This is a genomic window from Chloroflexota bacterium (genome assembly GCA_020161265.1).
Classification (GTDB): Bacteria; Chloroflexota; Chloroflexia; order Chloroflexales; family Herpetosiphonaceae; genus Herpetosiphon.
Genome location: JAIUOC010000004.1, coordinates 157,335 through 170,267 on the forward strand (window position 1 = coordinate 157,335; position 12,933 = coordinate 170,267).

The 12,933-nt window shown below is 50.5% G+C and carries 9 protein-coding genes; all 9 read left to right on the forward strand.

Annotated elements, in window-relative coordinates:
- Positions 1-203 precede the first annotated feature (203 nt).
- The 9 genes from glpX to LCH85_10600 all read left to right on the forward strand — a co-directional run bounded on the left by glpX (position 204) and on the right by LCH85_10600 (position 12,931).
- Positions 204-1,190 carry a class II fructose-bisphosphatase gene (gene glpX / locus LCH85_10560; protein MCA0352427.1) on the forward strand — a complete coding sequence of 329 codons (987 nt, stop codon included), beginning with the start codon at positions 204-206 and terminating at the stop codon, positions 1,188-1,190.
- A gap of 351 nt (positions 1,191-1,541) precedes the next feature.
- A complete protein-coding gene (gene rho, locus LCH85_10565) occupies positions 1,542-2,792 on the forward strand; it encodes a transcription termination factor Rho (GenBank protein ID MCA0352428.1) in 1,251 nt (416 codons plus the stop codon).
- A 558-nt stretch (positions 2,793-3,350) separates the two neighbouring features.
- On the forward strand, positions 3,351-4,994 hold the full coding sequence (locus tag LCH85_10570) for an ATP-binding cassette domain-containing protein (protein MCA0352429.1): 1,644 nt from the start codon (positions 3,351-3,353) through the stop codon (positions 4,992-4,994).
- Positions 4,988-5,806, forward strand: coding sequence for a biotin--[acetyl-CoA-carboxylase] ligase (locus LCH85_10575; protein ID MCA0352430.1), 819 nt, complete (start codon positions 4,988-4,990; stop codon positions 5,804-5,806). The genes LCH85_10570 and LCH85_10575 overlap by 7 nt, the downstream gene beginning before the upstream one ends.
- Positions 5,807-5,924: 118 nt before the next feature.
- The gene (locus LCH85_10580; GenBank protein MCA0352431.1) at positions 5,925-7,973 is read left to right on the forward strand and encodes a hypothetical protein; all 2,049 of its coding nucleotides are present in this window, start codon (positions 5,925-5,927) and stop codon (positions 7,971-7,973) included.
- Complete coding sequence (locus LCH85_10585) at positions 7,970-9,115, forward strand: glycosyltransferase (protein ID MCA0352432.1); 1,146 nt, start codon at positions 7,970-7,972, stop codon at positions 9,113-9,115. The genes LCH85_10580 and LCH85_10585 overlap by 4 nt, the downstream gene beginning before the upstream one ends.
- Positions 9,115-10,344: a glycosyltransferase gene (locus LCH85_10590; GenBank protein MCA0352433.1), complete on the forward strand. Its 1,230-nt coding sequence runs from the start codon at positions 9,115-9,117 to the stop codon at positions 10,342-10,344. Before LCH85_10585 ends, LCH85_10590 begins: the two co-directional genes overlap by 1 nt.
- An 11-nt stretch (positions 10,345-10,355) precedes the next feature.
- Positions 10,356-11,627 carry an oligosaccharide flippase family protein gene (locus LCH85_10595; protein ID MCA0352434.1) on the forward strand — a complete coding sequence of 424 codons (1,272 nt, stop codon included), beginning with the start codon at positions 10,356-10,358 and terminating at the stop codon, positions 11,625-11,627.
- Positions 11,624-12,931, forward strand: coding sequence for a polysaccharide pyruvyl transferase family protein (locus LCH85_10600; GenBank protein MCA0352435.1), 1,308 nt, complete (start codon positions 11,624-11,626; stop codon positions 12,929-12,931). The genes LCH85_10595 and LCH85_10600 overlap by 4 nt, the downstream gene beginning before the upstream one ends.
- Positions 12,932-12,933 lie beyond the last annotated feature (2 nt).

The window sequence follows — 12,933 nt, forward strand, 5'->3', positions numbered from 1 at the left end:
TACGTTCTGGTGAAAAACTATGGTATCATCAGCCGCAGTTAGGCGAACCAAAGGCTCACACGCTTAATTCAACATCCTAGAAATTTGACTGTGCTGGTTAGCAATCATCATTTGCTGCCGACTTTGCGAAATATGGTACAATCGCATTTTTAGAATACTCGTAAAGCTCGCAAGCGATGATATTGCACAACAAGGAGGTTGGCATGAAGCTGGAGCGTAATTTGGGGTTTGATCTCCAACGGGCAACCGAAGCGGCTGCGTTACGTTCAGCCCGCTGGATGGGTCGGGGCGATAAGAACGAAGCTGATGGTGCGGCGGTCGATGCGATGCGGTTTGCCCTCAATGCCACCGATATGGATGGAATTGTGGTTATCGGCGAAGGCGAAAAAGACGAAGCACCCATGCTCTACATTGGCGAGCAGATCGGCAACGGCAGCGAACCACGGGTTGATATTGCGGTTGATCCAGTTGAAGGCACGACCTTGCTAGCCCAAGGGATGCCGGGGGCAATTGCGGTCGTCGCAGCAGCCGAACGTGGCAGTCTATTCAACCCACCTGGGATCGTCTACATGGATAAAATTGCCGTTGGCGAATCGGCCAAGGGCAGTATCGATATCAACGCTTCGGTTGAAGACAACATCCGCAGCGTTGCCAAAGCACTTAAAAAACGGGTCGAAGATGTAACGGTCATTGTGCTTGATCGGCCTCGCCATCACGATGTTATTGCGCGGATTCGTGAAATGGGAGCGCGGATTAAACTGATTTTGCATGGTGACGTTGCAGCCAGCCTCATGCCGAGCATGCTTGAGGCTCCCGCAGATATTCTCATGGGCATTGGCGGAGCACCCGAGTCGGTGATTTCGGCCTGCGCCATGAAGTGTACTGGTGGCGAGATTCAGTGTAAGCTCTGGCCGCGTAATGACCGTGAGCGTGACCTAGCCCGTCAGAACGGCTTGAATCTCGACAAAGTGTACACGACCAACGATTTGGTACAAGGAGACAATATTTTTTGGGCGGCGACGGGAATTACGACCGGAGATTTTCTCAAGGGCGTACAATTTTTTGGGTGGGGTGCTACCACTCACTCGTTAGTGATGCGTTCGGCCTCTGGCACAGTACGCTACATCGAGTCTCGTCACCGTTGGGATAAATTGATGCGGATTTCAGATTTGCCGTTTGCCGAGCACTAAATATACCGTCACTGTTTGCGTTAGAAATTGCTTAAAATCGAGCAACGTCATGATTAAAAATGGCGTTGCTTGCTTTTGTCAGTCGTGGTATACTGCGTGCGACGCATTTGGGAATCCCCTTCCAGCGTCACATTCACACATCTCCAAACAGCAGCCAACTTTTTAAAACGCAACTGATTAGTTACATCCCCTCACAAGATCGCTTCCCATTGTGGGCACGTCCGTGAACGCATGGTTGTGCGGCATATTGGCTGAACTATGCTATTAGTTCGCCACGCAACGCCATTGATTTTTTGAAGAGGTCGGATGATGCACGCCCGCTGTAAGAATTCATCGTAGGAGGATAGCACGGTGGTCAACCTTGCTGATTTAGAAAACAAAACGTTGAGCGACCTCCAAGAAATGGCTCGGGAACTCGATATCTCTGGCTATAGTCGCCTCAAGAAACAAGACCTCATTTACAAATTAATTCAGGCTCAAACTGAACAAGCAGGCAATATTTTCAACACGGGGATTCTCGATATCGTTTCTGACGGTTTCGGGTTTCTGCGCAGCGACCGTATGTTGCCTGGCCCCGATGATGTGTATGTCTCGCAAACCCAAATTCGCCGCTTTGGCCTCCGTACTGGCGACCGCATCTCCGGCCAGATTCGTCCTCCCAAAGAAAGTGAACGCTATTATAGTTTGCTGCGGGTTGAATTAGTGAATGGTATGGACCCTGAGCAAGCTCGTAAGCGCCCCCATTTTGAAAAATTGACCCCGATTTTTCCCAATGAACGCTTTATTTTGGAGACTGAGCCGCAAATTCTTTCAACTCGTTTGGTTGATTTGATTGCGCCAATCGGTCGCGGTCAGCGTGGGCTGCTGGTTTCGCCACCCAAAGCTGGTAAGACGATGCTGATGAAGGCGATTGCCAATGGCATCACCACCAATTATCAAGATGCCCATTTGATGGTCTTGTTGATTGGCGAGCGCCCTGAAGAAGTCACCGATATGCGTCGCTCAGTCCGTGGCGAAGTGATTGCCTCGACCTTCGATGAGCCAGTTGAAGATCATACCAAAGTTTCCGAAATGACCCTCGAACGAGCCAAACGCTTGGTCGAAGGCGGTCAAGATGTGGTGATCTTGATGGACTCAATCACCCGTTTGGCGCGGGCTTACAACTTGGATATGCCACCATCAGGCCGCACCTTGACTGGCGGGATCGACCCAGTGGCCTTGTATCCACCAAAGCGCTTCTTTGGTGCTGCCCGTAATATCGAAGGCGGCGGCTCGTTGACAATCATCGCTACCTGTCTGGTCGATACTGGCAGCCGCATGGACGACGTGATTTACGAAGAATTCAAGGGTACTGGCAACATGGAATTGCACTTGGATCGGCGCTTGGCTGAACGCCGCACCTATCCAGCAGTCGATATTGCCCGCTCTTCAACTCGTCGCGATGAGTTGTTGCTCTTGCCTGAGCAATTGCGCCAAGTTTGGACGTTGCGCCGTATGGTCAGTATGTTGGGCGAAAACGAAGGCACTGAATTGGTGCTGACGCGGATGTCCAAAACCCGTACCAACGACGAATTCTTGCTGACCCTCAACAAGAGCCTCTAAAAAGTTCATTACCTGTTATGTTTCCCTGTTCTCGGTAGTCGAGGGCAGGGAAGCGTTTTTAAGGGATGAAGGATGAGGGATGAAACCGCGAAGGACACGAAGAATACGAAAGTTATTTTAGCCACGAATTACCCGAATAATTATTATTTTAGCCACAGATTCGCACAGATGTTGATGATTATGCAGCTGTATCCAATGTGATTACTACATTTCTGCAACCCATTCTGAATCCTGACCCCTCGCATGCTCTGCGCCGCTGGGTTAAAAATTGATCCACGAAGGACACGAAGAGCACGAAGGTTATTTTAGCCACGAATTCCACGAAAGATGCTTCTCTTTCCCAATCCCATCGCCCGCCCCCGATCCTTCATCCCTCATAATTCATCCTTCATCCTTAACCTCGTTCATCCTTCTTTTGTCGGATGTTGGGTCGTTGCCACTCATGCTAAGCTTGAGCTATTGATTGTTTTAGGGAGTTATACCAATGAAAATCAACTGTTTGATGATCAAAACCCAACGTTTAGGCACTATGAATCAAGCTAGGAGATCATCGAACACATGTTATTGCAGATCAACAACCTCAACAAAGCCTATGGCCCAGATCAAATCCTCAGTGATATCGCGTTAATTATCAATCGTGGCGAACGAATTGGCCTCGTCGGCCCAAATGGCGTTGGTAAATCAACCTTACTACGCTTAATTATTGGCCAAGAGCAAGCCGATACTGGCACAATTCGCTGGGGCGAGGGCTGTGAATACGGCTATTTAACTCAGCAATTAATCACCCCTACAGATCTAAATGTTGAGCAATTGCTGGCAGCCAGCCAACAACAGCTTAGCCAACTCGGCCAACAGCTTGAGCAATTAAGCAGCCAAATGACCAATGCCAACCCCGATCAACTTGCCGATCTTTTAGAACGTTATGGCGATGTGGCTGAGCGCTTTGAGTTACGTGGCGGCTACGAACTGGATTATCGCATTGATCAAGTGCTTGCGGGCTTGGGATTAAGCCATTTGCCACGAGAACGCTCAGTCCAGGCGCTATCGGGCGGCGAGAAAACCCGACTTGGTTTAGCCGCGCTGCTGATTAGCAACCCCGATGTGTTATTGCTCGATGAACCAACCAATCACCTTGATCACCAAGCTAGTGCATGGCTTGAAACCTGGCTCCAAGCCCATAGCGGGGCAATCTTGGTGGTTTCGCACGATCGGGCATTTCTTGATCAAGTGGCAACCACAATTATTGAGCTTGATGAACATACCCATCAACTCAAAACCTACCCTGGCAACTACAGCGCTTATTTTGCCGCCAAGCAAGCTGAACGCGAACGCTGGGAAGCTGATTATCAACGCCAACAGGTCGAAATTCGCCAATTACAAATGCGAGCCAAAGCCCAAAATCAACAAGTTGCTCATAATCGAGCACCGCGCGATAACGATGGTTTTATTTATCATTCCAAAGGCGAAAATGTGGCCGCGGCGGTTTCGCGTAACGTTCGTTCAGCTCAACAAGCGCTTGAGCGCATTTTGGCCGATCCAATTCCTGAGCCACCCAAACCACTGGCGATCAACCCAACCTTTAATCCCAGCCCCGATGGTAGCCAACAAATGCTGTCGATCGAAGGCGTGAGCTATCAGCGTGAGCAACAGCCAATCCTCGAACAGATCGATTTAGAACTACGACCACGCCAACGGATTCTGATCACAGGAGCCAATGGCAGCGGCAAAACCACCCTGCTTGACCTGATTGCAGGTGATTTAGCACCGAGCACAGGCCAAATTCGCTATGGCCCGAACCTGCAAATTGGCTATTTACGCCAAGAATATCAGCGACCCAAGCCCGAACAAAGCCTCTTTGAAGCCTATCGCGAAGGTTTGCTGGGTTTTAATAAAGATCTGATCAACGAGCTGGTTTGGTCGGGCTTATTCCGTTATGCTGAGGTCAATCGGGCGGTTGGCAGCATTAGCACAGGTCAGTTGCATAAGTTACAATTAGCCCGACTGATTGCCGCACGGGCCAATTTGTTATTGCTCGATGAACCAACCAACCACCTAAGTTTTGATGTTCTAGAGCAATTCGAGGCTGCGCTCAATCAGTTTGCTGGGCCAATCATTGCGGTTTCGCATGATCGGCGCTTTATCCAGCAATTTGCTGGCGAGATTTGGCATTTACAACAGGGACGGTTAACGCGCCTATGCTGACATCATTTGAACAAACAATTATCGAACCAGCCCGTTATCAGCTAGAAACTTTGATTATTGGCCAAGAATTGCTTGGCCTCGAACAAACTGCCTCGACCAACAGCCTGATTCGTGAACGCGCTTTTGCTGGGGTCTCCGAAGGCTTGGTGATTGTTGCCAACGAACAAACCGCTGGCCGTGGGCGACGCGGACGTAGCTGGAGCGCTCCGGCTGGCAGTAGTTTGTTGCTTTCGCTGCTGTTACGGCCAACGTGGCTCTTGCCAAGCGAAAGCTTTTTATTGACCATGCTGGCGGCGGTGGCGATTAGCGAAGCAATTGAACGCGAAACTAATTGCAAGGTCGAGCTAAAATGGCCCAACGATCTATTAATTAATGGGCGGAAGTTGGCGGGCATTTTAGTTGAGCTAGAGACGGCTGGCCCCGAACGGCTGCGCTGGGCCGTGATTGGGAGCGGTATCAACGTCAATTGGCGGCCAACCGAAGATCTAAGCATCAACCAAGCGGCTACCTCGTTGGCAGTGGAATGCGGCAAGGATGTTGATCGGGCGGCCTTGCTGAGGGCAATTTTGCAAAGCTACGATCGCCAGTATCTGAGTTTGCGCAGTGGCCGTCGCGAAGCCTTACGTCAAACTTGGCTCAGCCGTTTAACCACGCTCGGACAAACTGTCGAAGTTGAGTTGAGCAGCCACAATTTCACTGGCGTGGCCGAATCGGTCGATCAGCATGGTGGCTTACAAGTGCGCAGCAGCGACGGTCAACTGCATACGGTTTACGCTGGCGATGTTAAAGTTCGCCCAGTCACACAAGCATAATTTGGTAGCATCTTCAATAGCCTAGCGTTGCTCAAGCCCCAAGGTTTGACAGCGTTTTAGGCTATTGTTATACTCGCCACGTTGTGACACCTGTCACATGAATTAAAGGCCACAATTCATGCAGATCGATTCCCTTGCGGCAAATCAACCACCAACCTCAGGCTGGCAGCGCTTCCAACCTTGGCTTAATTTGCTTGGAATTAATTTTTTCATGCTGGTTGCCTTGGCAAGTTTTGGTTTGGGCCAGAGCTTGGTTTGGCTGACAACCCATACGCTTGAAATTGCTGCCAGCCTTAGTTTTATGCTTGGAGTATGGTTGCTGCCTGGTTGGGCGGTAATCCGCTGGTGTAGCCCAAGTGGCCTCTTTGATCAGCTTGAACGCTGGGCATTAAGTTGGAGTATTGGAATTGCCCTGCCACCAATCTTGCTGCAACTCGCCGATTTGGTCGGCTTAGCAATCAATCGTTGGCTGGTAGTTGGTTATGGTGGCTTGGCTTTGCTGGCAGCAGTCTGGCCAAAAAACCACAGCACTTGGCCTAATCGCCTCAACGAGCTAAAACAGATTCGGCCATCGAGCCATGCTTGGTTACTGGTTGGCTTAACCGGCGTGATTGTGCTGCAACGCTTGTTGGTCGTGCGCGATTTGGCGGTGGCGCAATGGGGCGATTCGTATCATCACTCGATGATTACCCAGCTATTGCTTGACCATGGTGGTTTATTTGATACATGGCATCCCTATGCCGATTTAATCACCTTTAGCTATCATTATGGGTTTCACGCCAATAGTGCTTTTTTGGCATGGTGGGGTCAATTATCGGCCACCAGTGCCGTGCTTTACACCGGCCAAATGATCAATATTGCGGTTGGCCCATTGGCCTATCTTTTAACTCGCCGTTTGAGTGGCAACAAAGCGGCGGGCATCATCGCCCTCGTATTCACCTGCTTCTACAACACCATGCCTAGTTTTTATGTCAATTGGGGGCGCTTTACCCAACTAACTGGCCAAGTTATTCTGGTTGGGGTCATCGTGGCATGGTTGGCTTTACTCGATTACAAAGCCTTTAATTGGCGCTTAGTGAGTTTAGCGGTTATTTTGACTACAGGTTTAGTGCTAACCCATTATTTGGTCACAATCTTCGCCGTGATTATTTTGATGCTGGTGGTGCTGGCTTTACTGGCCCAACATCCACGCTTCGATTATGCCAAACAGCTGCTTTGGCGCGGCGGCGCGGTTGGGCTGATCAGCGCCGTGCTGGCCGCGCCATGGCTCTACACCATTGTGCAAAGCAAACTCACGGCAATTGCCCGCAACTATGTCACTGGCTATAGTCAAGGTTATGCCAGCAGTGTCGCAACCTTGGTGGCAATCGTTCCATTTTATATCAAAGCTCCCTTGATGATTTTAATTGGGCTGGGCTTGTGGCTGGCTTGTGCTCAGCGCAATTGGCGCATGCTTTGGCTGGCCATCTGGAGCCTTGGGCTGGAATTAATTGCCGTGCCCTATGTGCTGAATCTGCCCTTGAGTGGCATTATCACGGGCTTTGCCGTAGCAATTATGCTCTATCTGCCACTGATTCCATTGGCTGCCTATCCCCTCGGCTGGCTCTACCAACGCTGGCAACATTGGCCCTGGCTGCGTGGCGTGAGCATGGTTTTGCTATTATTAACGATTGCATGGTCTACGCCATGGCAAAGTACTTTAGCCACCGACCAATATCGTATGTTTTTCGCTGGCGATCAACAAGCCTTGAATTGGATTGAGCAAGCGACTGCCGCTGATGCTAAATTTTTGATTAACGGCATTATGAGTTATGGCGATGCCCTGGTAGTTGGTGAGGATGGTGGAGTTTGGATTCCGCTGCTGACCAAACGTCAAACCACAATTCCCCCGCTCACCTATGGCTCGGAGAAAGCTAGCGATCCCAAGTTTGATTACAATGTGTATTTATTGTATGAAGCGCTGCGCACAACACCCTTAGCGAGTGCCGAAGGCCGCCAATTATTGCAAGCTCAAGGGATCGATTATATTTATAGTGGTGTGCGATTGAGCCAAAATAATCCCAAATTTCAACAAGATATTCAAGCACTCCGTTATCTGCCAGAGCAATTTCCCATTGTTTACGAGCGCGATGGAGTGGTGATTTTTGCAGTAAAGGCGCAACAATGAAACTATGTGTGGTTGGACCAACCTATCCCTACCGTGGGGGGATTGCTCATTACACCACGCTGTTGGTCAAACATTTGCGCGAAGTTGGCCATCATGTGCGATTTTATTCGTATACCCGCCAATATCCGCGCTGGCTTTTCCCTGGTAAAACCGATAAAGACCCTAGTGCTACGCCGTTGCGGGTCGAATGTGAATATGTGCTTGATCCAACCAACCCAATTACTTGGTGGCGGTTGTGCCGCAAAATTCGCGCCGATCAGCCCGATTTGGTGGTGTTGCAATGGTGGGTTCCCTACTGGACACCTTCGCTCAGCTATATTTCGCGCTGGCTGAAAAAACACACCAAAGCCAAAATTGTCTATATTTGCCATAATGTGATGCCCCACGATGGCGGCGGCTTTCTGGATCGGCGCATGGCTTCGACCGTGCTCAAACAGGGTGATGCCTTGATTGTGCATAGCGACCAAGATTTGCATCGTGCTCAAGCATTGTTGCCGCAAGCTGCTGTGCTTAAATCGCAACTGCCAACCTTTGAAGAAGTTGCCAAGCACACCGATTCGGCGGCAATTGAGCGCTTGCGTGGCCAACTTGGCATCTCCAGCGATCATGATATTTTGCTGTTTTTTGGCTTTGTACGGCCTTACAAAGGCCTAGAATATTTGATCCAAGCCTTGCCATTGGTAGTACAAGAGCGGCCTGTGCATTTGCTGGTGGTTGGTGAGTTTTGGGCTTCGCCAGAGTTTTATCAGCGCTATACCCGTGAATATGGGGTTGAAGCAAATGTCACTTTTGTCAATCGCTATGTGCCCAACGAAGAGCTTGGCCCCTATTTCGATTTAGCTGATGTAGTGGTATTGCCCTATATTTCCGCCACTCAAAGCGCGGTTGTGCAATTGGCCTTTGGGCTTGGCAAGCCAGTCATCACCACGCGGGTTGGCGGTTTGCACGAAGTTGTCCGCGATGGCGTAAATGGCTTAGTCGTGCCGCCACAGGATGAAGTTGCCCTAGCCAAGGCGATTTTACGCTATTTTCAGGCTGAATTAAAAGCCCCGATGACTGCCGCTGTGCAAGCCGAACGCGGCCAGCAACTGCATGGCTGGGAAAATCTGATCAATTGCCTTGAACGAATTGGGGCCAAATAATGCGGCGGGTTGTTTTTCTGATCACGATGGGTATTGAACGACCTTCGGGTCAGCGTTACTTTAATCTAGCCAAGGAATTGGTGCACCAAGGCGATCAGGTACGTATCTTGGCCTTGCACCCCGATTTGGAGCAATGTCAGCAACGCCGCTTTGTGCAGGATGGAGTGGAAATTTGGTATGTTGGCCAAATGCACTCGCGCAAACGCCATGGCGAGGTATTGCCATTTTCGCCCCTGCAATTGCTATGGGTTTTGATCACTGCGACCTTGGGCATGCTTTGGGCCATTCTCTGCTCGCCCGCTGAGATTTACCACCTTGGCAAACCACAGCCCGTCAATGGACTGGCGGCACTCTTGGGGGTATTGTTGGGGCGCGGTCAGCGCTTTTGGGTCGATTGCGATGATGATGAAGTTGGCAGTAATCGCTTGACCAACCAAGCGCAGCGCATGGTTTTTAGCTTTTGGCAATGGCTCTTGCCGCGTTTGGCCAAAGGCGTAACCGTCAATACCCAAGCCTTGGCGGCGCGAATGCTCACAGCACGGGTTCCCAAAATTGTCTATGTGCCCAACGGCGTTGATCTCAGCCTCTTCCAAGCGCCAGAGCCAGCAGTTTTGGCAGGCTTGCGTACAAGTTTAGGCTTGGATGGCATGCAGGTGATCGCTTATGTTGGCACAATTGCCCTACACAATCACCCAATCAACCTCTTGCTCGATGCCTTTGATCAGCAATTAAAGCATGATCCGCTGATTCGGCTGGTGCTCGTTGGTGGCGGCGAAGATCTGGGTTATGTGCAAACTTGGATTCGCGACCATGGCTACCACGATCGAATCTTCTGTCTTGGCCATCAAGATCGGCGCAGCATTCCGATGTGGATGGCGCTTGCCAATGTGACGGTTGATCCAGTGTATGATGATATGGTGGCACAAGCCCGTTCGCCCTTGAAGCTATTTGAAAGCTTGGCCTTGGGAATTCCCCCAGTTACTGGCGACGTTGGCGATCGGCGGCTTGTCTTAAATTTTGCTGCTGATCGGTTGATCGCTCCGGCTGGCGATGCGCTAGCTTTGGCTCAAACCCTGCAAGCCGTGCTCGCAACCTGGAGCACAACTGATCGCCAAGCCTGCTTTGAACGAGCGGCTGACTATGCATGGTCGGCGTTGGCGCTCCGTTGGCGAGCAGGCTACGAGGAATCTTATGCGAACCATTCACTTAACCCGACCTCAACCAAATAGCGAGTTTGGCAATGATTAAGGAATCTACGCCAACTCAAGCCAGTGTGGCCGAAGCCCCTGCCCCAGCCAAATTGCCACGCGCTCGGCTTTTCCAAATCACGTTTGGGGTTGGCGGAGTGATGTTGGCGCGGGTGTTGGGAATTTTTACCCAAATTATTTTGGCCCGGCGCTTGGGGGCTGAGCAATATGGCTTGTTCAACTCGCTGTATGCCTTGCTCAACCCCTTGATTATTCTGGCCAACTTGGGCTTGGATAATTGGCTATTGCGCCAAAGCGCTGATCGGGTGAAACTCAATAAATCGGTAAGCAGGGTATTTGCCTTGCGTGGATTTGTGCTGGCAGGCTTGTTATTGGTCGCTGCACCATTTGTCAGCATGCGCAGCCCAGAATTTACCCCGCATCTGATTGCCTTGGCTTGTGCCGGAATTATTGGCGATTTATTGGTTGGCACTGCCGATACCGCCTTGCGAGCCTCGATTCAGGTGCTCAAAGCCTCAAGTCTGCAAATTTTAGTCGCATTTAGTTTGTTTGTGCCAATTTGGTTTACCCCCAGCTTGCCATTTTCCACGGTGGTGATCTATCGCTGTATTGCAGTGGCCTTGGGTTTTGGCCTGAGCGTCTACTATTTGCATGGCATTTTGCGCTGGGTTTGGCAGCCACGCCAATGGATTAAAACGATCGGTGAGGCACGTTTCTACTTTGTCTCTGAGGTGATGGCCTATTTGACCTTGCGTGTTGATCTCTTTTTGGTGGCCTTACTGCTACCAACGATCAATTCAGGCATTTACGCACCGCCGCTGGCAATTATCAACAATACCTTTTTAGTACCCAGCATTACCGCCCAAATCTTGCTACCAATGATCGTCAAGCATCCGCCGCGCTCGCCACTCTATCGCCGTGTAATGAGCTTAGCAATTGGCTTGAGCATCCTCTACGGCTTGGCATGGTTGGCGCTGCTCACATGGTATTCCGATTGGATTATCAACCTAATGTATGGGCCACAGTATGCTGCTGCGATCCCGTTGTTGCAAATTATGGCGATCATTCCATTGCTCAAAAGCCTGAATTTCTGTTGGGCGACTTTTATGGTTTCCAACGATCAGCAGCCGCTGCGAGTTAAGTTGCAAACGATCGGGGCCACAATTAGTATTCTCGGCAATTTTGTGGTTATTCCGTTGTATGGTCTGCACGGCGTAGCCATTATCAACATGATCACTGAAATTGCCCTATTTATCTCATATGGCTATGGTGCATGGCGGACCTATAAGAAAGTGATGCGATGAAGGTTTTATTATTGAATGCGCATTCGCCGCAAAATGCAGGCGATTTGGCCTTGCTTGAGCAATCGTTGGCCCATTTACGGGCAGCGTTTCCCCATGCCGATCTGAGTTATGTGATCAATCAGCCCGATCCGCCCGAATGGCTACCCGCCGATGTAGCCTATATTCGGTCGATCCATGAACATAAAACCAATTTGATCAAAGATGCGCCCAAGCCACGGCGTAAATGGCTGATGCTGGGGCTGGCAATTTGGTTGGTCAGTATCAGCTTAATCTATCGCTGGACACGGATCAAACTCAAGCCAGCCCAAAATAGTGCTTGGCGCGAACTACTCGACCACTATTTTGAGGCCGATGTCACGGCAGCGATTGGCGGCGGCTATTTGTATGCAACCAAAGCCTTCGACCTGAACTACGTTTGGGTATGGTTGGGAGTGGCCTTGCCTGTGCTCATGGGCAAGCCGCTGGTGATGTTGCCGCAATCGTTTGGCCCAGTCACTGGCAAAATCAACCAAATGCTGCTGGCTTGGTTAGTCAATCACTCGGTGCAAGCCTACGCCCGCGAAGAACGTTCGCAACACTATCTCTACAGCATTGGCGTTAATCAACCAGTCCATGTGATGCCTGATGTCGCCTTCAACTGCCCAACCGTCGAGCCAGCCCAAGCCGAGCGCTATTTGGCACGTTGGTGGCAACCAGCCAAACGCCCAGCTTTGGTTGTTGGCATCACTGCGATGGATTTTGGGATTCAGCACCCAGGTTCGGGGTTTAGCCATGGCCAGCGTTATGAGCAAGCCTTGCTCGATTTGATTCAACAGATCGGCCAGCGTGATGATGTGCATATCTTGCTGTTTGCCCAATGCGTTGGGGCTAGCGAGGCTGAGGATGATCGGGTGGTAGCGCGACGCTTAATCGCCCAATTACCTGCTGATACGCCAATCACGTTTATTGATGATCGCCTACAACCAGCGATGCTCAAGCAACTGTATAGCCAGCTTGATCTACTAATTGCAACCCGTTTGCATTCGGCGATTTTCGCCCTGAGCACAACCACTCCTAGCTTTGTAATTGGCTATTTGCACAAATCGGCAGGCGTAATGCAGATGCTAGGCTTGGCCGATTATCAAATTCCGATCGAATCGATCGATAGTGCTAACCTCATTAGTGCTTTTGAACAAACCTTGGCCGCACGTGGCCCGATTAAAACTAGCTTGCACAGCAGCATTCCGGCGCTGCAAAGCCAACTTGAACGCTTGCCCAGCCAAATTCGGGCGGCGGTTGGCGATTGGTTACGAGGAGCAAAGTAGCA

Bases quoted from the DNA above. Each gene is read 5' to 3' on its own strand.
- LCH85_10595 (MCA0352434.1), top strand. From the start codon at position 10,356: ATGATTAAGGAATCTACGCCAACTCAAGCCAGTGTGGCCGAAGCCCCT.
- LCH85_10570 (MCA0352429.1), top strand. From the start codon at position 3,351: ATGTTATTGCAGATCAACAACCTCAACAAAGCCTATGGCCCAGATCAA.
- glpX (MCA0352427.1), top strand. From the start codon at position 204: ATGAAGCTGGAGCGTAATTTGGGGTTTGATCTCCAACGGGCAACCGAA.
- LCH85_10590 (MCA0352433.1), top strand. From the start codon at position 9,115: ATGCGGCGGGTTGTTTTTCTGATCACGATGGGTATTGAACGACCTTCG.
- LCH85_10580 (MCA0352431.1), top strand. From the start codon at position 5,925: ATGCAGATCGATTCCCTTGCGGCAAATCAACCACCAACCTCAGGCTGG.
- LCH85_10585 (MCA0352432.1), top strand. From the start codon at position 7,970: ATGAAACTATGTGTGGTTGGACCAACCTATCCCTACCGTGGGGGGATT.
- LCH85_10575 (MCA0352430.1), top strand. From the start codon at position 4,988: ATGCTGACATCATTTGAACAAACAATTATCGAACCAGCCCGTTATCAG.
- LCH85_10600 (MCA0352435.1), top strand. From the start codon at position 11,624: ATGAAGGTTTTATTATTGAATGCGCATTCGCCGCAAAATGCAGGCGAT.